The sequence below is a fragment of the Pseudomonas ogarae genome, assembly GCF_014268695.2.
GTDB classification, from domain to species: domain Bacteria; phylum Pseudomonadota; class Gammaproteobacteria; order Pseudomonadales; family Pseudomonadaceae; genus Aquipseudomonas; species Aquipseudomonas kilonensis.
This window is the reverse complement of sequence record NZ_CP077086.1, coordinates 171,530-194,111: the sequence shown is the minus strand read 5'-3', so window position 1 is coordinate 194,111 and position 22,582 is coordinate 171,530. Positions and strand designations below refer to the sequence as shown.

At 62.7% G+C, this 22,582-nt stretch carries 16 protein-coding genes; 13 read left to right on the top strand and 3 right to left on the bottom strand.

Annotation, left to right across the window (positions count from 1 at the left end; genetic code table 11):
* The 4 genes from HU749_RS00775 (at nt 1) to nudK (ending at nt 4,861) form a co-directional block, all read left to right on the top strand.
* A complete protein-coding gene (locus tag HU749_RS00775) occupies nt 1–1,521 on the top strand; it encodes a tripartite tricarboxylate transporter permease (RefSeq protein WP_014340981.1) in 1,521 nt (506 codons plus the stop codon).
* An 80-nt stretch (nt 1,522–1,601) separates the two neighbouring features.
* Nucleotides 1,602–2,759 (top strand): L-talarate/galactarate dehydratase, encoded by a 1,158-nt coding sequence (locus HU749_RS00770; RefSeq protein ID WP_186649481.1) that lies wholly within the window; start codon nt 1,602–1,604, stop codon nt 2,757–2,759.
* 19 nt (nt 2,760–2,778) lie between these two features.
* Entirely contained in the window at nt 2,779–4,212 is a 1,434-nt protein-coding gene (locus tag HU749_RS00765; RefSeq protein WP_079302103.1) for an FAD-binding oxidoreductase, read from the top strand.
* Between the two features lie 52 nt (nt 4,213–4,264).
* On the top strand, nt 4,265–4,861 hold the full coding sequence (gene nudK, locus HU749_RS00760; protein ID WP_046063368.1) for a GDP-mannose pyrophosphatase NudK: 597 nt from the start codon (nt 4,265–4,267) through the stop codon (nt 4,859–4,861).
* Here nudK and ftrA read toward each other — a convergent pair.
* A complete protein-coding gene (ftrA, locus tag HU749_RS00755) occupies nt 4,858–5,844 on the bottom strand; it encodes a transcriptional regulator FtrA (protein ID WP_079302104.1) in 987 nt (328 codons plus the stop codon). The two genes, nudK and ftrA, sit on opposite strands and share 4 nt — an antisense overlap.
* 131 nt (nt 5,845–5,975) lie before the next feature.
* Between ftrA and HU749_RS00750 the strand changes: the two genes are divergently transcribed.
* The gene (locus tag HU749_RS00750) at nt 5,976–6,965 is read left to right on the top strand and encodes an aspartate-semialdehyde dehydrogenase (protein WP_079302105.1); all 990 of its coding nucleotides are present in this window, start codon (nt 5,976–5,978) and stop codon (nt 6,963–6,965) included.
* 61 nt (nt 6,966–7,026) lie between these two features.
* Here the strand turns inward: HU749_RS00750 and HU749_RS00745 are convergent, their stop codons facing one another.
* Complete coding sequence (locus tag HU749_RS00745) at nt 7,027–9,240, bottom strand: LTA synthase family protein (protein ID WP_186649478.1); 2,214 nt, start codon at nt 9,238–9,240, stop codon at nt 7,027–7,029.
* Between the two features lie 332 nt (nt 9,241–9,572).
* Here HU749_RS00745 and HU749_RS00740 point away from each other — a divergent pair, with 332 nt between their 5' ends.
* From HU749_RS00740 to HU749_RS00725, 4 genes are all read left to right on the top strand, one after another.
* Entirely contained in the window at nt 9,573–10,475 is a 903-nt protein-coding gene (locus tag HU749_RS00740) for a LysR family transcriptional regulator (protein WP_046063362.1), read from the top strand.
* 125 nt (nt 10,476–10,600) lie between these two features.
* A complete protein-coding gene (locus tag HU749_RS00735) occupies nt 10,601–11,227 on the top strand; it encodes a glutathione S-transferase family protein (RefSeq protein WP_186649475.1) in 627 nt (208 codons plus the stop codon).
* Between the two features lie 204 nt (nt 11,228–11,431).
* Nucleotides 11,432–12,625, top strand: coding sequence for a DUF3142 domain-containing protein (locus tag HU749_RS00730; protein WP_079302108.1), 1,194 nt, complete (start codon nt 11,432–11,434; stop codon nt 12,623–12,625).
* The gene (locus tag HU749_RS00725) at nt 12,612–14,762 is read left to right on the top strand and encodes a hypothetical protein (RefSeq protein WP_186649473.1); all 2,151 of its coding nucleotides are present in this window, start codon (nt 12,612–12,614) and stop codon (nt 14,760–14,762) included. Before HU749_RS00730 ends, HU749_RS00725 begins: the two co-directional genes overlap by 14 nt.
* 130 nt (nt 14,763–14,892) lie before the next feature.
* Here the strand turns inward: HU749_RS00725 and lpdA are convergent, their stop codons facing one another.
* A complete protein-coding gene (lpdA, locus tag HU749_RS00720; protein WP_186649471.1) occupies nt 14,893–16,293 on the bottom strand; it encodes a dihydrolipoyl dehydrogenase in 1,401 nt (466 codons plus the stop codon).
* A gap of 220 nt (nt 16,294–16,513) precedes the next feature.
* Between lpdA and hflK (HU749_RS00715) the strand changes: the two genes are divergently transcribed.
* Genes hflK (HU749_RS00715) through HU749_RS00700 form a run of 4 tightly spaced genes read left to right on the top strand, consistent with a single transcriptional unit; the run spans nt 16,514 to nt 22,477 of the window.
* Nucleotides 16,514–18,475, top strand: coding sequence for a protease modulator HflK (hflK, locus tag HU749_RS00715; RefSeq protein WP_095962162.1), 1,962 nt, complete (start codon nt 16,514–16,516; stop codon nt 18,473–18,475).
* Complete coding sequence (hflC, locus tag HU749_RS00710) at nt 18,472–19,512, top strand: protease modulator HflC (RefSeq protein ID WP_095962161.1); 1,041 nt, start codon at nt 18,472–18,474, stop codon at nt 19,510–19,512. The genes hflK (HU749_RS00715) and hflC overlap by 4 nt, the downstream gene beginning before the upstream one ends.
* A complete protein-coding gene (gene hflK / locus HU749_RS00705) occupies nt 19,509–20,561 on the top strand; it encodes a protease modulator HflK (RefSeq protein ID WP_186649469.1) in 1,053 nt (350 codons plus the stop codon). The genes hflC and hflK (HU749_RS00705) overlap by 4 nt, the downstream gene beginning before the upstream one ends.
* Entirely contained in the window at nt 20,558–22,477 is a 1,920-nt protein-coding gene (locus HU749_RS00700) for a heavy metal translocating P-type ATPase (RefSeq protein WP_095962159.1), read from the top strand. The genes hflK (HU749_RS00705) and HU749_RS00700 overlap by 4 nt, the downstream gene beginning before the upstream one ends.
* The last annotated feature ends 105 nt before the right edge of the window (nt 22,478–22,582 follow it).

The following is a 22,582-nucleotide window of genomic DNA, read 5'->3' as shown; positions in this document are numbered from 1 at the left end:
ATGATTGAGCTCATGCAAACAGGCTTCGCGGCCGTACTGACACCCTACGTTTTTCTCCTGATCACCCTCGGCGTTGCGGTGGGGATCGTTTTTGGTGCGGTGCCCGGGCTCTCGGCCACCATGGCTATCGCGCTGTGCTTGCCGCTGACTTACTCGATGGGGCCAGGCCCTGGCTTGGCGCTGCTGGTCGCGCTGTTCGTCGGTGCCACTTCGGGAGGGCTGATATCGGCGATATTGCTCAACATACCGGGAACGCCGGCCTCCATCGCCACGACATTCGATGGTTGGCCGCTGATGAAACAAGGTCATGGCGTCAAAGCCCTTGGGATTGGCGTGGTGTTCTCGTTCCTCGGCACTATCTTCAGTATCGCCGCGCTGATGTTCATCGCCCCGATCCTGGCGGAACTGGCCCTGAGCTTTGGCCCGCACGAATACTTCTCTATCGCGATTTTCTCGCTGACGTTGATTGCCACGCTGTCCACCGGCTCGCTGGTCAAAGGCTTGTTTGCCGGTGCCTTGGGCTTTGCTTTCTCCACCGTGGGGATCGCCCCGGTCGAGGCCATCCGTCGTTTTACCTTTGACCTGCCGAGCCTCAACGGCGGCTTCGCCATGCTCACGGTCATGATCGGCATGTTCGCGGTTGCCGAAGTGCTGAAATTCGCGGAAAGCGCGCGTCTGAGCCACCGGGCCAAACCCCAGCACGTCAGCATGAAAGGCGTGAAAGGTTTTGGTTTTTCGATGAAGGAATTCGTTGGCCAACTGCCCAACGCCACCCGTTCATCCCTGATCGGCCTCGGTATCGGCATCCTGCCCGGTATCGGTGCCGGTACGTCGAATATCGTTTCTTACATCGTTGCAAAGAAACGCTCCAAGACGCCTGAGGAGTTCGGTAAAGGCAAGATTGACGGCGTGGTGGCCAGCGAGACGGCAAACAATGCCGGCATCGGTGGCGCGATGATTCCACTGCTGACGCTCGGCATTCCCGGCGACACCACCACGGCGGTGATGCTTGGTGGCTTCATGATCCACGGCATCCAGCCCGGGCCTCTGCTGTTCATCAGCCAGGCACCGTTGGTCTATACGATTTTCGCCGCGCTGATCCTCGCTTCCGTGCTGATGCTGGTGCTCGAGTTCTACGGCCTGCGCATGTTCATCAAGTTGCTGGCGGTGCCCAAGCACATCCTGCTGCCGATCATCCTGGTCTTGTGCGTGGTTGGGGCCTTCGGCTTGAACAGCCGGATCTTCGATGTCTGGGCGGTGTTGCTGTTTGGCTTGCTGGGGTACGGGTTCGTAAAAGCCGGTTTGCCGATTGCACCGTTCATCATCGGTTTCATCCTCGGTCCGATGGCTGAAACCAACTTGCGCCGTGGCTTGATGCTGTCCGATGGCAACTTCGGCGGCTTCCTGACCAATCCCATCTCGGCGGGCTTTCTCATCCTGGCTGCCGCCTCCATCTCCTGGCACCTGGTGACGGTCATTCGCAACAGGAAAAGCGCTGCTATTGAATTGATGCGCAGCTAGCCCGCTGCATGTGTCCGCGTTCGCTGCTGCAACCCGAACAGGTGTTGCAGCAGCCAAACCCAAACGTTCGGAGCAAAGCCATGCAAGACACGCCTCAAATGCCTTCCGCCGACGACGACCGCATTGCCTGGGTGCGCGTGGCCTCGGTTTTCCTGCCATTGGCCAACCCCATCAGCGATGCGAAGGTGTTGACCGGTCGGCAAAAGCCAATGACAGAAATCGCCATGTTGTTCGTGGAAATCGAAACCAGGGATGGCCACCGTGGCTTGGGGTTCAGCTATTCCAAGCGCGCCGGTGGTCCCGGGCAATTTGCCCACGCCCAGGAACTCGCCCCCAGCCTCATCGGCGAAAACCCCAGCGACATTTCAAAACTGTGGGACAAGCTCTGCTGGGCGGGTGCCTCAGTGGGGCGCAGCGGCCTGGCCACACAGGCCATTGGCGCATTTGACGTCGCCCTGTGGGATCTGAAAGCCAAGCGGGCCAATCTTTCCCTGGCTCGCTTGCTCGGTGCCCATCGCGACTCCGTCCAGTGCTACAACACGTCGGGTGGATTCCTGCACACGCCGCTTGAACAATTAATGATCAATACCGACCTCTCTCGGGAAAAGGGCATCGGTGGCATCAAGCTCAAAGTCGGGCAGCCTGACCAGGCACTGGATCTGCATCGGGTCAGCACCATCCGCAAACACTTGGGCGATGACTTCCCATTGATGGTCGATGCCAACCAGCAATGGGACCGGCCCACTGCGCAGCGCATGTGCCGCCGTCTTGAGCCGTTGAACCTGATCTGGATCGAGGAACCGCTCGATTGCTATGACGCTGAAGGTCATGCCGCGCTGGCGCTGCAATTCGATACGCCGATCGCGACCGGTGAAATGCTCACCAGCGTTGCCGAGCACTGGGAGTTCATCAGACTGCGCGCAGCCGATTACCTGATGCCCGACGCGCCCCGTGTTGGTGGCATAACCCCTTACCTCAAGGTCCAGGCATCGGCCGAGCAAGCGGGGTTGATGATTGCGCCGCACTTTGCCATGGAACTGCACATTCATCTGGCCGCCACGTATAGCCGTGAGCCCTGGGTGGAACATTTCGAATGGCTGGAGCCGCTGTTCAACGAGCGCATGGAGACGCGTGACGGGCGCATGCTGGTGCCCACCCGGCCTGGCCTGGGGTTGTCCTTGAGCGACCGAGTGGCGGGCTGGACGGCGAACCAGGCTGAGTTCGGGAAGCGTGCGTAAGCCGATTGAGGAGAGAGGCATGTCGTCGTTGAGCCATGAAGTCATCCAACGCATTGAGCAGGTGGTCGGACCGTCAGGGTTGGTGCGTGATCCTGAGCTGATGCGCGGCTATCTGACGGACTGGCGTAACGCCTACCAGGGCCAGGCCGCCCTGGTGGTACGCCCGGCCACCACCGCAGAGGTGGCTGATGTTGTACGGCTCTGCCATGACGCCGGGATTGCCCTGGTGCCCCAGGGCGGCAATACCGGTTTGTGCGGCGGCTCGATCCCTGATGCCTCTGGCAACCAAGTGGTGCTGTCCCTGACCCGGATGAAGCGCATCCGTGAAATCGACTTGGCTAATGAAACCATCACGGTCGAGGCCGGGGTGATCCTGCAGCAGTTGCAGGACGCCGCCCAGCAGGCCGATCGGCTGTTTCCGCTGTCGCTGGGGGCCGAGGGCAGTTGCACGGTGGGCGGCAATCTGGCGACCAATGCCGGCGGGACGGCGGTGCTGCGCTACGGCAACATGCGTGAGCTGACCCTCGGCCTGGAAGTGGTGCTCCCCGACGGTCGCATCTGGAATGGGTTGCGAGGTTTGCGTAAAGACAACACCGGCTACGACCTCAAGCATTTATTCATTGGCTCGGAGGGCACGCTGGGCATTATCACGGCGGCGGTGCTCAAACTGTTCCCGGCGACCCACAGCACGGCGACAGCGTGGGTCGCGCTGCCTTCGCCGCAGGCGGCGGTGGACTTGATCGGCTATGTTCGCAGCCTGTGCGCCGACCGCCTGACGGGTTTCGAGATGATGTCGCGCCAGAGCCTGGATTTCGTCCTGGATCACGTGGCCGGCTGCAGTGATCCGCTGGAAACGAAGCACCCTTGGTACGCCTTGATTGAACTGCGCGACACGGTGCCCGACGCGCCCTTGGCGCTGTTGCTTGAAAACGGCCTGGCCTACGCCTTCGAGCACGGTTGGGTCATTGATGCGGTATTGGCCAGCAGCCAGGCGCAGGCCGCGGCGCTTTGGGCGCTGCGCGAAGGTATTTCCGAGGCGCAGAATCATGAAGGCCCGAGCCTCAAGCACGACATCAGCGTGCCCGTGAGCCGGATACCGGAATTCATTGAACGTGCCGATAGAGCCCTGCAACAGGACTTCCCGGGCGTGCGCATCGTTTCCTACGGCCACATGGGCGACGGCAACCTGCACTACAACATCAGCAAACCGGTCGGCGATGTGGACGCTTCGTTCAAGGCTCGCGAACACGCGATCATGCAAGTCATCTACCGGATGACGAGTGCCTTCAACGGCAGCATCAGTGCCGAACATGGGCTGGGACAAGCCAAACCTGAAGCGGCGGTCCGCTTCAAGGATCCTCTGGAGATCGAGTTGATGCGCGCCATCAAGAGCACGCTGGACCCGGCCGGGCTGATGAACCCCGGAAAGGTCTTCACCGCCGGGCTGGAGTGATCGAGCCGGCCTCTGCTAGCCTCCCGCTCGAATACCAGACATGGAGTGGGTGATGACACAAGTAACCGCCACCAAAGATCGCGTACGCATCAAGCACGTCGAAGTCCTCTCGGATGATTGGTACGTACTGCGCAAGACCACCTACGACTACCTCGGCCGCAACGGCCAATGGCGCGAGCTGACGCGCGAGACCTACGACCGTGGCAACGGCGCCACCATCCTGCTGTACAGCAAGACCAGGCAGACCGTGGTGTTGACCCGGCAATTCCGCTTCCCGGCCTTCGTCAACGGACACGACGGTCTGTTGGTTGAAACCTGCGCCGGCCTGCTGGACAACGACGACCCGCACACCTGCATCCGCAAGGAAACCCAGGAAGAAACCGGCTATATCATCCAGGACGTGCGCAAGGTGTTCGAAGCCTTCATGAGCCCGGGTTCGGTGACTGAACGGGTGCATTTTTTCGTCGGCGAGTACTTCGATGAAGACAAGCAGCACGCAGGCGGCGGCCTGGAAGCCGAGGGCGAAGAGATCGAAGTGCTGGAGCTGTCCCTCGACCAGGCCTTGGGCATGATCGAGACCGGGGAGATTTGCGACGGCAAGACCATCATGCTGTTGCAGTACGCCAAGCTGCATCGGTTGCTGGATTAGCCCCAGGCCTCCTCTGGGCGACCCTCACAGCCGCCGAATCTTTCGCGATAGGCGGAGGGCGGCAAACCGATAGCGTTCCTGAACGCGGCCCGGAAACTCTCCACCGACCGATAGCCGCAGGCCTGGGCGATGCCGGCCGTGCTCTGGTCGGTGCTTTCCAGCAGCGCCCGTGCCCGGTTCAAGCGTTCCTGTTGCAGCCAGGTCTTGGGCGGCAGGCCGGTGGTTTCGACGAAGCGGCGCAGGAAGGTGCGCTCGCTCATGGCGACGCGGGCGGCCATGTCGCCGACGCTTAGGGGCTGGTCGAGGTTTTCACGCATCCACTGCAGGACGCGGGTCAGTTCGTTGCGTGGTGACTTGCTCACGGGGGCGATGATGAACTGGGCCTGGCCACCGGTCCGTTGCGGCGCCATGACCAGGCGACGGGCCACCGAGTTGGCGATGTGCGTGCCGAAGTCCCGGGCAATCAGGTGCAGGCAGGCGTCGATGCCGGCGGCGCTGCCGGCTGAGGTGATCAATTGCCCGGAATCGACATACAGCACATTCGGGTCAACCGTGATCAGCGGGAAGCGCTCAGCCAGTTCTGCGCAGAATTGCCAATGGGTGGTCGCGGTCTTGCCGTCGAGCAGCCCGGTGGCAGCCAGGGCAAACACCCCCGAGCAGATCGACAGCAGACGTGCACCGCGGGCATGGGCACGGCGCAGTGCTTGTAATAACGCTTCAGGAGGCGGTTCGTGGTGGCTTCGCCAGCCGGGGATGATGATGGTTTGCGCGGTATCCAGTGCTTCGAGGCCCGCGTCGACGGCTATCCGAAGGCCTCCCAGCGCATGCATCGGTCCAGCGTCGACGGCGACGATTTGATGGCCATACCATGCTACATCCAGCTCAGGGCGAGGCAGGCCGAAGATTTCCAGGGCGATACCAAACTCGAACACGCAAAGGCCTTCATAAACGAGGATTGCCACGGTTCCGGGGGGCGCATGCATTTGGCGTAAATCCACCGTTTATTGTCTTGCGCTGCACTGTAGCGGACGGGCCCGTCTCCCTACAATTGATCGCAGGCAATCGGGAGAACCAAGACGGTTGAGCCTTTGCAAAGGTGGATAAGGAACGCGAAATGAAGAAAGTCGCCGTGGTGGGCTGCACCGGTGCAGTGGGCATGACCATGCTGCAATTGCTTGAAAATACCGATTATGAAGTGGTGTGCATGGCCTCTGGCCGTTCGGCGGGCAAGCGCTTGAAGGTGGGGAAGGGCGAGCACCTGATCGAAGCCTTTTCGGTCGAGGGTTGCGCCGCGTGCGATATCGTCTTCCTGTGTGTGTCTGGGGCTTTCGCCTTGGAGTATGGCGAGCGTCTGGCTGAGAACGCCTACGTCATCGATAACTCCTCGGCCTTCCGTTACGACCCGGCGATTCCGCTCCTGGTGCCGCCCATCAACGGTCAGCGTTACAAGGGCGAAAAACTGATCGCCAACCCCAATTGCTCCTCGGCCATTGCGCTGATGGTGCTGGGGCCGCTGCATCAGGCCTTCGGGTTGGAGAGCGCGATCATTTCCACTTACCAGGCCGCCAGCGGTGCGGGGCAGCCGGCGATGCTGGAACTGCGAGAGAAGGCCAAGTCCTTCAGCGATTATGGCGACCGCGATGACAGCGAGCACTTCGCCCATAACCTTGCCTTCAACGTGATTCCCCAGGTCGATTCGTTCGAAGCCAATGGTTACACCCGTGAAGAAATGAAAGTGGTCTGGGAGCTGCGCAAGGTCCTGGATGAGCCGGCGTTGGCTATCAGCACCACGGCGGTGCGGGTGCCGACCCTGCGCTCCCATGCCGAGAGCCTGAGCCTGCGGTTCAAAGAGCCCATCCAATCATTGGCGCAGGTGCGTGAGTTGTTGCGCGCGGCGCCGGGGGTTGAAGTGGTGGATGAACCGGAGTATGGCGCCTATCCGATGCCCATGACCTCCACCTACAAGCATGCGGTGGAAGTCGGGCGGATTCGCTACAACCTGATCTATGGCGAGCATGGGCTGGACCTGTTCATCAGCGGTGACCAGTTACTGCGGGGGGCGGCATTGAACGCGTTCGAAATCATGCAATTGATCAAGCATTGATCAAGTCCGGCCCCGAACAATAGAAACGCGTCGCCGTGTTCAGGGGTTGCGCATTTTTCGTTCAGCTGGATTGGGCCTCGCTGTCTTCCTGCATATCGTCCAGGTATTGCGGCTGGTCCGTCTGGTCCGGCAGTTCGGTCACGACGCTGAAGTCGCTGATCTCGATGGCGCCGACCCCATGGCCGAGCAGATGGAAGGAAAACGCCTTGCGCTGCTGCGGGTTGTCGAAACGGATGTTCATCACCAGCGGCTGGTCGGGTGTCACCGCCACCTCGGTCGGCAGGTCCATCGGCACATCCTGCTCGAACTCCTTGGCCTTGAGGGAAATGTAGGCGGCATGATCAGCCTCGACGGCGCGGATGGTCAGGCTGACGCGGGTCTGTGAACCCTTGGGCATTTCCAGATATTGGGCACCGATCAGGTTGTCGGCCCAGTCGTCGATGACCTGGGCCGGCAGCGGGATTTTATCCGCGCCGCCGAACTGATAATGCTGGTTCAAGGGCGTGCGCAACAGGGTCTGGTCCAGGGCCGTGGCCCGGGCGTTGATCAATCTGGCGCGCTGGCCGCTGTATTGTCCGCCATAGGTGGCGCGGTCGGCGATGAAGCCTGCGCTGGTGTAGTCACGGCAATGCTGGAGGAAGTCGCACTCGGTAAACGTGCCTTTGCCGTCGTGATAGCGCAGCTTGCCGTTGGTGAACGACATGATTTCCCGGCCCGTCGGGTAGTCCCTGAACATCGAGCGGCCAGACAACGACGTGGGCACCGTAAAGCCGAAGTAATCGAGGATCGAGGCGGTCAGGTCGACATGGCCGTAGGTGCCTGACTTGATCCTGGGCAACGGCTCCGGTGCCAGCGTCAGGTTGAACCCCCAGGACGAGGCCAGCCGCACGTCGTCGATGCCATGGGATTCGTCCGAGGTGATGACCACCAGGGTGTTGTCCAGGATGCCCTGGCGTTCCAGGCCCGCCAGGAAGTTCTCCAGTGCGTCGTCCAGGTAACCTACCGCTGCCTGCTTGGCGGTGTCGTGGCGTTGCAGGTAGTCATCTGGTGCCGAGTAGGGTTGGTGCGTGCCCACGGTCAACAGGGTCAGCATCCAGGGTTTGTCCGCTTGTTGCAGTTGCCCGACGTAGTCCAGCGCGCCTTCGAAGAAGGTCTTGTCGTCCTTGCCCCAAGGGAATTCCAGGTAGGCGGGGCGAGTGAACCACTCCATGCCCAGGGTCGTGTCGAAACCGATGTGCGGCATGATCCGGTCCTTGGCCATGAATCGCAGGCCTGCGCCCTGCAGGAAGTGCGTGGAAAAACCGTTCTGGCGCAACTGGGCCGGCAGGCAGGCCTGGTTGCGCTGGGTCTGGTTGAGCATTTCGACGCCTTTGGGCGTGCCGTTGTCGAGCTTGTCATAGTCGCCACACAGCATCGCGTACAAGCCGCGGATGGTCTGGTGGCTGTGCAGGACGTAATCGGGGGTGTTCATGCCGCGCTCGGCCCAGGCGCTGAGGTGCGGCATCAGGTTCTCCTGATAGCTGCTTTTCAAGGCCTGACGGTTGGCGCCCACATAGGCGCCGGGAATGCCCTCCAGGGCGATGACCAGGACGTTGCGCGCACGCCCGGGTTCGGCCAGCAGTCTGTTGCCATCGAGGTCCAGGCGGGTCAGCCCTGCCATGGGCGGTGCGGGGTCCACGGCATCGCCGTCGAGCCATTGTCGGGCCTGGTCCTGCCCGGCGGCGATACCCGCCGTGACGAGTTGGTGAGGCAGGTTGAACACGTTCCATTGGTCCGCCTCGCTGGGGCGCCAGGCTTGCAGTGCGCCGTGGCCCAACAGGAGCAACACGGGCACGGCCCAGGCATGGCGAGGCAAGCGTGGCGCCTGGCGTGGACGGCTGGTCCATTGGGTCATCAGCCAGAACGCCAGCGCGGCCAACTGGATCGCTGCCAGCCACGGATGGGCGAAGCCGCCGCTGGTGGAGTTTTCAACGAATTGCGGGTCGGTCAGGTAATGAATGTCCGAAGGACTGGGCATCCGCCCGACCGCACTGACCAGCTCGATGCTGGCCAGCGTCAACGTGCTCCAGGCCAGCAATACCGGGAACGCCAGCCACCCGGGGCGGCGATGGAGCAGCATGATCAGCAACCCGCCGATACCCAGGTCCGAGAGATAGCCCAGCGGGTCGGACCAGCCGAGGGCGAGACGCAGGCCCATGGGGACGAGTAGTACGCAGCCAATCAGGGCGATGAGGGCGGCGCGGGGGTGGGTTGAAGCGCGATAAAGAATATTCACAAGAAACAGGCCTTTCGTTGAAGCCAATCCATTGAACAACACACCAACCCTGTGGGAGCGAGCTTGCTCGCGATAGCGTGAGTCAGTCGCATGCCGTATGGACTGATACACCGCCATCGCGAGCAAGCTCGCTCCCACAGAGATTCTTCCTTCGGTCATGAAATTGTCATGAGCAGGGATGGTAGCAAGGGCAATCGCCCCTGGCCGAGGCAATGTCCCGGTGTCTGGCTGCGCTACGCTGTGGTTCACTGGCCCAGGCCCCTACAATGGCCGCGTAGCGCTGCTTTGAGGCGCGCAGAAAACTTGTATCAGGATTTCTCATCGGGGGATGGATGGACAGGTTCCAGGAAATGCAGGTTTTTCTCGCCGTGGCCCAAGAGTCGGGGTTTTCGGCGGCAGCGCGGCGCCTGGGGCTGTCGGCGGCCAGTGTCACGCGGGCGGTGGCGGCGTTGGAGCAACGCATCGGCACGCCATTGTTGGTGCGCACCACCCGCAATGTGTACCTGAGCGAAGCCGGCCAGCGCTTTCTCGAGGACTGTCGTCGGATCCTGAGCGATCTGCAGGAAGCCGAGGATTCGGCGGCCGGCAGCCACGTCCAGCCCCGTGGGCAATTGACGATTACCGCACCGGTGCTGTTCGGTCAGTTGTTCGTCACGCCGCTGCTGGTGGATTACTTGCACCGGTTCCCCGAGGTCAGCATCAACGCCTTGTTGTTGGATCGTACGGTCAGCCTGGTGGAGGAGGGCATTGATGTTGCCTTGCGCATTGGCGAGCTGCCGGACAGCAACCTGCACGCTGTGCGTGTCGGTGAAGTGCGGCGGGTGGTGTGCGGCGCCCCGGATTTCTTCGCGCGCCACGGGCGGCCGCGGCACCCGGAGGACTTGGAGCGAATGCCGGTGGTGGCGTCGTCGGCCATCGGTCAGGTCAAAAGCTGGACCTTCATCGACTCAGGCCAACCGTTGGCCGTCCGGCCCGTGCCTCGGCTGGTGGTGACGGCCAACCAGGCCGCGATCACGGCGGCCTGCCAGGGGCTGGGGATGACGCGAGTCCTGTCTTACCAAGTGGCAGGCAACGTGGCTGCAGGGGAACTGGAAATCGTCCTGGCCGAATTCGAACTGCCGCCTCTGCCGATCCATGTGGTGTACCAGGGCGGGCGCAATGCGCCAGCGCGGGTCCGCAGTTTTGTCGATTTTGTCGTCAGTGCGTTGCGCGAACATCCGGCCTTGAGCGGTTGAAGCATTGTTTCTCTGGCTGAAACAATGGATTGCATTTCTGGGTGATTCTCTTGTTTTTGCCTGGAGTGGAAGATGACCCCATCGACGCCGTTGTGCTGATGGCGTCACTTGCAGCGGAGTCGACCATGAACCCAATCAAGCACTATCACTTCCCACTTTCCGGCCATTCCCATCGCGTTCAACTGATGCTTTCGCTGCTCGGGCTACCTGTTGAAGAGGTCTTCGTCGACTTGGCCAAGGGCGCGCACAAACAGGCGGATTTCCTGGCGCTCAATGCGTTTGGCCAAGTGCCGGTCATTGACGATGACGGCGTGGTGCTGGCGGATTCCAACGCGATCCTGGTGTACCTGGCGCACAAATATGGCAAGGGTCGCTGGCTGCCGACCGATCCTGTTGGCGCCGCCCAGGTGCAGCGCTGGTTGTCGGCGGCGGCCGGGCCGATCCATGCGGGGCCGGCCTCGGCGCGGCTGATCACGGTGTTTGGTGCGGCCTACAACGCCGAGGACGTGATTGCCCGTTCTCACAATGTGCTGAAAGTCATTGATCAGGAATTGAGCAGCCGTACTTATCTGGCGGGTGACGCTGCAACCGTCGCGGACATCGCCGGCTACAGCTACATTGCCCACGCACCGGAAGGCAATGTGTCGCTGGAGAGCTATGCCAATGTGCGGGCCTGGTTGGCGCGGATCGAAGCCTTGCCCGGTTTCGTGGGCATGCCGCGTACGGTTGTCGGGTTGCAAAAGCACGCCTGAAACGGAACCCGGTGGCGAGGGGATTTATCTTCACTGCGGGAGCAAGGCTTGCTCGAGATGTAGGCACTGCGGTCTTTCATAGATCGAGGCGTCTGTTTCGCGAGCAAGCTTTGCTCCCACAGTAGGATCAAATCTACTCTGCACCATTTCCGCTTCGACCCGAGTGGCGGTAATCTGCCGGGCTTTGATGGGTGGTGAGGCTCCATGATTTTTCTTTTCCGGCTCTCCCTGGCCCTCGTCGTGTTGCTCTTGGGGGGCTGCGAACAATCCCCGGCCCCGGCCCTCGATCAACAACTCTATATCTGGCAACGCCAATGGACTCCGGCCCATGCGCTGGCGCTGCGCCAAAGCCAGGGTGATTTTTCCACGCTGCGGGTGCTGGCGTTGCAGGCTTTTCCCGGGGCGGGCTGGAGCCGTGCGCGGATCAATCCGGTCTTGCTCAAGGCTGACGGCCGTCCGTTGATCGCCGTGGTTCGCCTGGACGGCCAGCTCAAGGCTCTGGAGCAGGATGAGGTGATCGCGCAAATCCAGCAGGTGCTGGGCGATTGGCAAGCCCAAGGCCTGACCCCGGCAGGTGTGGAGATCGACCACGATGCTGGCAATGTACGGTTGCCGGCCTATGGAACATTCCTCGGCCAACTGCGGCAAGTCCTGCCCGCCAACCTGCGGCTGAGCATCACGGCGCTACCGGCCTGGCTCGACAGCCCAGCATTGCCCGGGTTGTTGGAAACGGTGGACAGCAGCGTGCTGCAGGTCCATGCGGTGAGCGATCCACGGCAGGGCTTGTTCGACCCGAAACAGGCCCGGCACTGGGCGCAACGCTGGAGCGACGTCACCACGCGACCGTTTTATCTGGCCCTGCCGGCGTACGGCGTGGCGCTGCTGACCCAGGAGAGTGGCGCGCCGGTGGTGGAAAGCGAAGTGCCGATCGATCGCGGTGGCGAGCGGCGGGAGTTGCTGGCCGATCCGCAACAAGTGGCTGGGCTGGCGGCAGATTTGCGGGCTGATCCGCCGCAACATCTCGCGGGGCTGATCTGGTTTCGCCTGCCCCTGGCCGGCGACCGACGGGCGTGGAGCCTGACCACGCTCGGCGCCGTCGCCCGGGGAGACAACCTGGACAGTCGCCTGGCGTTGCAGTGGGAAGAGCAGGGTGGTTTGTACGATATCCGCCTGGTTAACCAGGGCAATCTCGACAGCCCCTGGCCCCAGCGCCTGACGCTGGCTGTTGGCGCGTGTGACGGCGTCGATGCCCTGGCCGGTTATACGTTGCAACAAACCCCCGGACTGCTTACCTTCACCCGCATTCAGGAAGGCCGCTTGGCTGCTGGCAGCCAACGGGCAATCGGCTGGGCGCGCTGTACGAAAATTGACCAAGGAGGTTTCAATGTTTACCCGTAAGTGGCCTCGTCACCTACTGTGCCTGAGCCTTTGCCTGCCGCTGGGCCCGGCGCTGGCCTGCGGCCCGGATTTCCCGATGCGTCTGCTGGATAACCGCGCCCAGTCGCTGGCCGAATTGCCCGAAGGCAGCTTTCGCTTCGAGGTCAGCCGCCTCGGCCAGGCGATTGACGGGCTCAAGCCGGCCACCGAGGCAACGCGCAACCCGGACTACAGCTATGACGACCTGCCTTCCTACGTTGAACAACGCAACAAGGCTGAGCAGATCGGCCTGACCCCGCCGCAGCAAGCGGTGGTGGAGCGCCTGCGGGCCCTGACCGATGTCGACCAGGTGGCAACCGAAGCGGCCAACCTGCCTGATGAACTGCGCCTGTATGCGATTGGCGCGGCTGCTTTTAACGTCGGCGAGCATCAGCGTGCCGTGGACGCGTTCCAGCAGTTGCTGGCGTTACCGGCCGACCAACGTCGGTTGCGCAGCACCTGGGCCGCGTACTCCCTGGGGCGGGCCTTGTTCGCCGTGAGCACCGAGGCCGGCAGCGGCGACCCTGTGATCTTGCAGGACCAGGCGCGAGCAGCGTTTCGCCAGGCCCGTGAATTGAGCATTGCCGGCTTCAGCGATCCGCTGGAACTGGGTATTGCCAGCCTTGGCGAAGAAGCCCGGGTGGCCTATACCGCGGACGACTGGGACAGTGCCATCGGCCTGTATGCGATCCAGAACCTGCAAGGCTCCCCGGTGGGCTACAGCTCGTTGCTGCAATTGGCGGGTGATTTGAGCAGCCAGCCGGATGGACGCTTGAGCGAACTGCTCAAGACCCAGTTGGTGCAGCGATTGGTCACCGCCTACCTGCTCAGCCGCGTCGGCTGGTGGGACGGTGAAGAACCCTCGGGTGAGAAAAGGCTGGTCAAACTGTTGCAGGCCAACGCCCGGGACAACCTGGACGATGCCGACCGTTTGGCGGCGGTGAGTTACCAGCACGGCGATTACGCCAGTGCCCAGGCGTTTGTGCAAAAGGCTTCCGACACCGGCCTGGCCTGGTGGGTGCGTGCCAAGCTGGCCTTGCGCGACGGCGACAAAGTGGCCGCAGCGGCGGCTTATGCCAAGGCTGCCCAGGCTTTCCCGAACGATGAATCCTGGGGCAACCGGCGCACACCGGATTGGAACTACGAGTCGGTGCAGCCCAAGTGCCGTGTCGAAGGTGAAAGCGCGATCCTGGCCTTGCAGCGCGGTGATTACCTGCAAGCCTTCGATCAGCTCTATCGCGGCCAGAGCAACTATTGGTACGACGCTGCCGCCGTCGCCGAGCGTGTGCTCACGGTGGATGAGCTCAAGCAGTACGTCGACGCCCAAGTCCCGGTACCACCGGCGTTGAGCCAGGAGGATCGGGATAACTACGTGCCGCTGCCGGTGGCTGCGAGCCTGCGCAATCTGCTGGGTCGTCGGTTGTTGAGGGAAGGGCGCTTTGATGAGGCACCGGCTTATTTCGATAACGCGGACCTGCAGAACAAGGCCCGCGCCTATGGGCAATTGCGCCAGGACGCGGAGTCCAAGTGGTGGCCAACCCGACGGGCCGAGGCTTATTTCAATGCGTCCTGGATGGCGCGCAACTGGGGCATGGAGCTGCTCGGCTATGAGATGGCGCCGGATTACGCCAGCCTGGGCGGCAACTACAGCCTGGAACCGGTTGAGCTGAAGGTCGGGCCGCTGGTGGCCGAAGGCGAAGTGCAACGCCAGCAGGCCAGCGCGGCGCAGCCGGACATGCGTTATCACTATCGGTTTGTCGCCACGGCGCTGGCGAGCCAGGCGGCGGATTATTTGCCGCATACCAGCCAGGCCTTTGCGGCGGTGCTGTGCAAAGCGGTGGGGTACAACTCCAGCCTTGAGGAACAAAGCGCGCTGTATCAACGTTATGTGAAGGAAGGTCCGTATGTGGTTTGGGCCGGGGATTTCGGTCATCAATGCCAGGAACCGGACTTCAGCAAGGCGAACAAACGCTACGTGACCCAGGCCCTGGACCCGATCCGCTCGACGCTGCGGCCTTACAAAGTCTGGCTGCAAATGGGCGGTGTGGTGCTGGTGGTGGCGGTGGCGTTGGGATTGATCAGCCGGCGTCGGCGCAAGGCGCGGATGTCGGCCTCCTGAGATGAAGAACCCATTGTGGGAGCGAGCTTGCTCGCGATGAGGCCATCACATACGCCTTTGTCGCGTCTGCAATGCCGCCATCGCGAGCAAGCTCGCTCCCACAGGGGGGTATCGCCAATGAGGCGTGCCCCTACATCTGCGTTGCCATCCCCTCCACATTCATGGCCGCCTGGCGCAACGCCTCCGAGCGAGTAGGGTGTGGGTGGCAGGTCAGGGCGATGTCCTCGGCCGAGGCGCTGAACTCCATGGCCACGCAGTATTCACCGATCATCTCACTGACGCTCGGGCCCACCAGGTGCACGCCAAGGATTTCATCGGTACCTTCATCGGCCAGGACCTTGGCGAACCCTTCGGTCTCGTGGTTGATTTTGGCCCGGCTGTTGGCGGTGAAGGGGAACTTGCCGACTTTGTAGGCACGGCCTTCGGCCTTGAGTTGTTCCTCGGTCTTGCCGACGCTGGCCAGTTCCGGACGGGTGTAGATGACGCTGGGAATCAGCGCATAGTTGACCTCGGCGGCCTTGCCGGCGATCTGTTCGATGCAGACCATGGCTTCGTCTTCGGCCTTGTGGGCCAGCATCGGTCCGGACGTCACATCACCGATGACCCAGACGCCAGGTGCTTCGGTGCGGTGATGCTGGTTGGCGAGCATGCCGCGTTTGTCGGTGCTCAGCCCGACGTTCTCCAATCCCAGCCCTTGCGTGTAAGGCCGACGCCCGATGGCGACCAGCACGTAATCGGCGTCCAGGGTCTGTGCTTCGCCGCCCGCCGCCGGTTCGATCTGCAGTTGCACGCCGCTGGCCGAGGGAACGGCACCCGTGACCTTGGAACTCAGCTTGAACTGGATGCCTTGTTTACCCAATGCGCGCTGCAGGGTCTTGCCGGCCTCGCCGTCCACGCCCGGGCAAATGCGATCGAGGTATTCCACCACGGTCACCTGGGCACCCAGGCGCCGCCAGACCGAACCCAGTTCAAGGCCGATGACGCCAGCGCCGATCACCACCAGATGCCGGGGCACCTCACTCAGGGACAAGGCGCCGGTGGAGTCGAGGATGCGTTGGTTATCGATGGTCACACCTGGCAGGGGCATGGGTTCCGAGCCGGTGGCGATGACGATGTCCTTGGCGCTGAGTTCGGTCTTGGCGCCATCGTCGCCGGTAACGGTCACCTTGCCCGGCCCGTCGATGTGGCCCCAACCTTTGATCCAGTCGACCTTGTTCTTGCGAAACAGAAACTCGATGCCCTTGGTCAGGCCGGCCACGCTTTCGTCCTTCTGCTTCATCATTTGCGTAAGGTTGAGGGTGGGGCTGACTTCAATGCCCAGGTTGACGAACTCCGCTCCCGTGGCCGCTTCGTACAGCTCCGAGGCATGCAGCAACGCCTTGGAGGGCATGCAGCCGACGTTCAGGCAAGTGCCGCCCAGGGTGGCTCGACCCTCGACACAGGCGGCCTTCAACCCCAGCTGCCCGGCCCGAATCGCCGCGTTATACCCGCCGGGCCCACCGCCCAGAATGATCACGTCGTAGTTGCTCATTGCTGTTCTCCGCTTGGCCTGATAAAAAATTATGCTCGTAATATGAGCGTTTCCAGAGATTTCGGTCAAGGCTTAAGTCAAGCGGCCAGCGTGGGCCTTGTCATGAAGAATTCAAAACGGAAATTTCACAGTAATCGTTATAAGGTAACGGCATATAACGGAGCGTCGGTGGCGCCTGTCCACGGCCCCGGATTTTGATCGCCACGAGTGCTGGGGTGGTATGCAAGTCGATCTTGATATCGAAGGGGCACAGGTGGCCGAATGGTCGCGTTTTCAGCGCGCGTCGTTTCAAGGGCGACGGTTGAAGCAGATCGCCTTCGCCCTGGGAAGCGTGGCGGGCTTGGGCCTGGTGCTGGCGTTTTTTATCGGGGTGTTTTCGCCGCAATCGCTTTGGCCGGCGCTGCTGGTCAGCCAAGGTGCGGGACTGTTGGTGCTGGTGGCGGGTTTGCAATCGGCCTGGTGGGTCACGCAATGGCGTAGCAGGGCGCTGCTGCCGGCTGTGGATAACCTGCCGGCGCAAAACGAGCCTGTTGATAACCTGGGTTGGTATGAGCGGTTGCTGGAGCGACTTGGCGCTCGCGGGGTCGGCCTGCTGAAGCAAATCGGTGCGCCTGCGTTGTGGCTGGCCGGGTGGTCAGTGCTGGTATTGCTGGGCCTGGAGCAAGCCTGGAACTTGCAACTGCCGGCTGCCACCCTCGGTGTCTCGGCCAGTGTGGGAGCGGTGCTGTCGTTGTTGTTGGCGTTCGGGCTATTGGTGTTCGAGCGGCAATTAGCCCAGCAATCTCCCGTGGAATGGCCGGAAGCGCCGTCGCTGGCGCAACTGACGCGGGTGGCAATCATCGTGCTGGTGCTCGGCGCTTTGTGCTTGTTGTTCGCCGCAGAAACGTCCATCTGGCCGATGCGCCTGGCCGTGCTGATGGGGCTGTTGCCGGGCGTGGTGGCGGCCGAGTTGTTGCTGCGGGCCGTGTTGTCGTTATTCATCCCGCGCCGGGACGCCCTGGAACCGACACTGCTGGGCCGCAGTGTCATCGCCGATCTGCTGCGCTGGCCGCCGCAACCGTTGCTGGCCTTGCAACATGAATTGCACAACCGTTTTGGCATCGACTTGCGGCAGATCTGGGCCTTCAGCTACATGCGCCGCGCCTTTTTACCGGTGTTGGCGCTGGTGTCGCTGGTGGGTTGGTTGTTGACGGGCGTGCACGAAGTGCCGCTGCAGGGGCGTGGCATCTATGAGCGCTTTGGCAAACCGGTAGAGGTGTTCGGCCCGGGCTTGCATGTCGCGTTGCCTTGGCCGTGGGGCAGGGTGCTCAACGTAGAGAATGGCGTTGTGCATGAACTGGCGACCAGCGTCGCGGAGAGTCGGGCAGTGGTCGAGGCTGAACCGGCAGAGGGACCGGCGCCGGCAATCGCCAATCGGTTGTGGGACGCCAGCCATGTGAACGACAAGTCCCAGGTCATTGCCAGTCGTCGTGCCGACCTGCAGAGCTTCCAGATCGTCAACATGGACGTGCGCTTTGTCTATCGCATCGGCCTGAGCGACGCCGCGGCGTTGGCGGCGACCTACAACAGCGCCGATGTGCCGACGCTGATCCGCAGCACCGCCAGTCGTGTCCTGGTACATGAGTTTGCGTCGCGCACGCTGGATGGTTTGCTGGGTGCTGACCGTGTCAGCCTCGCCGACGAAATCGGTCGCGCCGTCCAGGCTGATTTGCAATCGCTCGATAGCGGTGTGGAAGTCCTGGCGACGGTCGTGGAGGCGATTCATCCGCCGGCCGGTGCGGCCAATGCCTACCACGGCGTGCAGGCGGCGCAGATCGGCGCGCAGGCATTGATCGCCCGAGAGCGTGGCGCGGCGGCGGAACAGACCAACCAGGCGCAATTGCAAGCCAGCATCGCCCATGACCAGGCTACGGCTACTGCCCGGGAAATCAATGCGACCGCCCAGGCCGCCGACCTGCGCTTCAATGCCGACCGCAAAGCCTACTCCACGGCGGGGCACGCTTTTGTGCTGGAGCATTACCTGGGCCAACTGAGCCAGGGCCTCGCTAATGCCCGGTTGCTGATTCTCGACCATCGCCTGGGCGGCAACGGTAACGCGCCGACCATCGACTTGCGCACCTTCACGCTGCCGGCAGACCCCGCGTCGCCGCGTAACCCTGTCCCGCCAGGAGCTGCCCATTGAGCCAGTCCTCTTCACACGATCACCACGCCCACGCCGGTCACGATCACGGCCATGCCGGTCATCACCATGGACATCATCACCACCATCATGGCGATCCGCAGCAAGCCGGTCCGTTCCCGTTGCGGCGGATGGGTTGGGCAGCGTTGCTGGTGGCGTTTGCCGTCGCGGCCGCAAGCTTGGTGCAAGTGCGCTCGGGGGAGGCCACGGTCATCACCCGTTTCGGCAATCCGGCGCGGGTGCTGCTGCAACCTGGTTTGGGTTGGCGCTGGCCGGCACCGTTCGAGGCGGCGATTCCGGTGGACCTGCGGTTGCGCACCACCTCCAGCGGTCTGCAGGATGTCGGCACCCGTGATGGGCTGCGGATCATCGTCCAGGCCTACGTGGCTTGGCAGGTGCAGGGTGACCCGGAAAACGTGCAGCGTTTCATGCGCGCGGTGCAGAACCAACCGGACGAAGCCGCACGGCAGATCCGCACCTTTGTCGGCTCGGCGCTGGAAACCACGGCCGCCAGTTTTGACCTGGCGAACCTGGTCAACACCGACGCCAGCCAGGTACGCATCGCCGATTTCGAAGCTCAGTTGCGTCAACAGATCGATCAACAGTTGCTCACCACTTACGGCGTGCGCGTGTTGCAGGTCGGCGTTGAGCGCCTGACCTTGCCCTCGGTGACACTGACGGCGACGGTGGATCGCATGCGCGCCGAGCGTGAGACCATCGCCACCGAACGCACCGCCATCGGCAAGCGCGAAGCGGCGCAGATTCGCTCCGCCGCAGAACGTGATGCGCGAGTCCTGCAAGCCGATGCCACGGTGAAAGCTGCGGATATCGAAGCGCAGTCGCGGGTAGAAGCAGCCGAGATTTATGGCCGGGCATACGCTGGCTCTCCGCAGCTCTACAACCTGCTCCGTTCGCTGGACACCTTGGGCACCATCGTCAGCCCAGGCACGAAGCTGATTTTGCGCACCGATGCGGCGCCATTCCGTGTCCTGGTGGACGGTCCTGGTTCCGTGGAAGGCAAAGGTGGAACACAACCATGAGTTTGGTTCCACGTGGAACAAATGAGTTATCCAGTCCGTGGATCCAGGCCGGGCGCCTGGCGTTTCTGGCACTTTACGCCGTCACGGTGTTGGCGGCGTTGGCCTGGGTCTTTTCCAACGTGCGGCAGATCGATCCGCAGAATCGTGCGGTGGTGCTGCACTTTGGCGCCTTGGACCGAATCCAGAGTGCCGGCCTTTTGTTGGCGTGGCCTCGTCCTGTGGAACAAGTGGTCTTGCTGCCCGCTGCGGATCGGGTGCTTGAGCGGCGGGTGGAAAATCTGCTGCGCTCGGATGCGGCTTTGCAAGCTGATCGTGTCGCCAGCTTCGCCACTCCGGTCAGCGATGCGTTGGCCGGTTCTGGTTATTTATTGACCGGTGATGCCGGCGTGGTGCAACTGGATGTGCGGGTGTTCTACAAAGTCACCGACCCTTATTCCTTCGTATTGCAAGGTGAACATGTCCTGCCGGCACTGGACCGGTTGGCGACCCGCAGTGCCGTGGCCCTGACCGCAGCCCGGGATCTGGACACCATTCTGGTGGCTCGCCCCGAACTGATGGGCAGCGACAACCAGGCGGCCGAGCATCGCGAACGCTTGCGTGGCGATCTGGTGCAGGGGCTTAACCGACGCCTGGCTGACCTGGCGGCGACGGAGCAGGGGTTGGGGATCGAAGTGGTGCGGGTCGATGTGCAATCGAGTTTGCCGGGGCCGGCGGTGAGTGCCTTCAACGCGGTGCTGACGGCCAGCCAGCAGGCCGATAAAGCCGTGGCTAACGCCCGGACTGAAGCGGAAAAACTCACCCAGGCCGCTCGCCAAGACGCCGACCGTGCCGTGCAGGTCGCCCATGCCCAGGCCAGCGAGCGGCTCGCCAAGGCTTCGGCCGACACGGCCACGGTGCTGGGCCTGGCGAAGACCCAAGTCAGCGATCCGCAAATGCTGCTGCGCCTGTATCGCGAGCGCATGCCTGTCATCCTTCGCCAGGCCGGTTCAGTGACCACGGTCGATCCGAAAGACGATTCCCGCCTGATCATCCAGGGAGCTGGACAATGACCGCCCAAATCAGTGCTGCACCGATGTTGTCCTCGACGGAACAACGCGTCGCCGCCCGACAACTGACCTTGGCGATGCTCGCCCTCGGTTTGCTCGCATTGGGCTTGGTATGGCGCGGTTGGTCGCCGGAACAGAGCGGTGTCAGCCAACTGCTGTTGGGATTCGCCTCGCTGTTGGTGGCGGTGCCGGTGATGCGTTCGGCCTGGTACAGCTTGCGTTACCCAAGCCTGCACGGGATTACCGACCAACTTATCGCCCTGGCGATGCTCGGTGCCTGGGCCACTGGCGATCTGCTGACGGCGGCGTTGTTGCCGATCATCATGATCTTCGGGCATGTGCTGGAAGAGCGCAGTGTCATTGGCTCCCAGGAAGCGATCCATGCCCTCGGCCAACTGACCCGCAGCCAAGGTCGCAAGGTGCAGGCCGACGGTTCGATCATCGATGTCGACAACGCGACGCTCCAGCCCGGTGATGTCGTGGAGGTGCGCGCGGGCGATCGGGTGCCGGCCGATGGTCGGGTGTTGTCCGGCCAGGCCAGCCTCGACACCGCGCCTATCACGGGTGAGTCGGTGCCGTTGGAGGCCGTGGTCGGCACTGAAGTCTTTGGTGGCGCGATCAACCTCGATGGCCTGCTGCGCTTGGAAGTGACCCGTACCGGCGAAGAATCCACCTTGGGCAAGGTCATCGCCCTGATGCAAAACGCCGAACGCTCCAAGCCACCCATCACTCGTCTCCTGGAACGCTACGCCGGCAGTTATCTGGTACTGGTGTTGCTGCTGGCGGCGGTGACCTGGTTCGTGACCAACGATGCCCAAGCGATGCTGGCGGTATTGGTCGCCGCCTGTCCTTGTGCGTTGGTGCTGTCGGCGCCGGCCACCGCCATTGCCGGGATCGCGGTGGCGGCGCGCCACGGGATCCTGATCCGCAGCTCGGCCTTCCTGGAAGAACTGGCGGACCTGACGTCGTTGGTTGTCGACAAGACCGGCACCCTGACCTACGGCGTCCTGCGCCTGCAATCCATTGAACATGCCCAGGATGCTCCCTCATCGTTGCTGTTGCCTTTGGCTGCCAGCCTCGGTTCGGCCAGCAGTCATCCGGTCAGTCGTGCGTTGGCAGGGCTGGTGGAACAGGAAGACTGCCTGGCGCTGACGGACATCCATGAGCGCCAGGGCTTAGGCGTGGTCGCGATGACTGTTCGGGGCGAAGCGGCGCTCGGGCGGCCGGAGTTGTTTGCACAGCTGGGCATTCAAACGTCAGCGGTCCCGGAGCACGACGGCCCGATTGCCGGCCTGGCCCTGGACGGGCAATTCCTCGCCTGGCTGTTGCTGGCCGACAGCGTCAAGCCGGAGGCACGGGTTGCCATGGCCGAGCTGCGCGAGCTGGGCCTGGGACGTCAGTTGCTGTTGACCGGCGACCGCCAGAGCGTGGCCACGACGCTGGCCCGGGATGTCGGCATCGGCGATCTGCAAGCCCAGGCCCTGCCGGAAGACAAACTCAAGCGGGTCATGGCCGAAATCGACCATGGGTTCCGCCCCATGGTGGTGGGCGATGGCATCAACGACTCCCTGGCGCTCAAGGCCGGGGTGGTCGGCGTTGCAATGGGCGCAGGCGGCGCAGATATCGCCCTGGCGTCGGCAGACATCGTGCTGATCGGCAGCGACTTGCGCCGCCTCGGCACTTGCGTACGATTGAGCCGCCAATGCAGGCGCACGTTGCAGGTCAACGTGATCATTGGCCTGGGCTGGACGCTGGCAATCGTCGCCTTTGCCGCCTTCGGTTGGCTTGGCGCGGCAGGGGCGATGATCGCTGCGCTGCTGCACAATCTCAGTACCCTGCTAGTGTTAGGTAATGCAGGGCGATTGCTGCGGTTCCAGGAGCCACTCCTGAAAATCCAAGCGAAGGGAACCGTTGGATAACCCTTGGCGAACTGTGCGTCACCCTTGCAGTCTCTGTTGGAGAGGGCGCACCCATACTGGCAGTACCCGGCACAAGGAGTGAATTTGGGACGGTGATAGAGAAAG

Coding starts and splice junctions, on each gene's coding strand:
- HU749_RS00775 (WP_014340981.1), top strand. CDS start 1: ATGATTGAGCTCATGCAAACAGGCTTCGCGGCCGTACTGACACCCTAC.
- HU749_RS00770 (WP_186649481.1), top strand. CDS start 1,602: ATGCAAGACACGCCTCAAATGCCTTCCGCCGACGACGACCGCATTGCC.
- HU749_RS00765 (WP_079302103.1), top strand. CDS start 2,779: ATGTCGTCGTTGAGCCATGAAGTCATCCAACGCATTGAGCAGGTGGTC.
- nudK (WP_046063368.1), top strand. CDS start 4,265: ATGACACAAGTAACCGCCACCAAAGATCGCGTACGCATCAAGCACGTC.
- ftrA (WP_079302104.1), bottom strand. CDS start 5,844: ATGCATGCGCCCCCCGGAACCGTGGCAATCCTCGTTTATGAAGGCCTT.
- HU749_RS00750 (WP_079302105.1), top strand. CDS start 5,976: ATGAAGAAAGTCGCCGTGGTGGGCTGCACCGGTGCAGTGGGCATGACC.
- HU749_RS00740 (WP_046063362.1), top strand. CDS start 9,573: ATGGACAGGTTCCAGGAAATGCAGGTTTTTCTCGCCGTGGCCCAAGAG.
- HU749_RS00735 (WP_186649475.1), top strand. CDS start 10,601: ATGAACCCAATCAAGCACTATCACTTCCCACTTTCCGGCCATTCCCAT.
- HU749_RS00730 (WP_079302108.1), top strand. CDS start 11,432: ATGATTTTTCTTTTCCGGCTCTCCCTGGCCCTCGTCGTGTTGCTCTTG.
- HU749_RS00725 (WP_186649473.1), top strand. CDS start 12,612: ATGTTTACCCGTAAGTGGCCTCGTCACCTACTGTGCCTGAGCCTTTGC.
- lpdA (WP_186649471.1), bottom strand. CDS start 16,293: ATGAGCAACTACGACGTGATCATTCTGGGCGGTGGGCCCGGCGGGTAT.
- hflK (WP_095962162.1), top strand. CDS start 16,514: ATGCAAGTCGATCTTGATATCGAAGGGGCACAGGTGGCCGAATGGTCG.
- hflK (WP_186649469.1), top strand. CDS start 19,509: ATGAGTTTGGTTCCACGTGGAACAAATGAGTTATCCAGTCCGTGGATC.
- HU749_RS00700 (WP_095962159.1), top strand. CDS start 20,558: ATGACCGCCCAAATCAGTGCTGCACCGATGTTGTCCTCGACGGAACAA.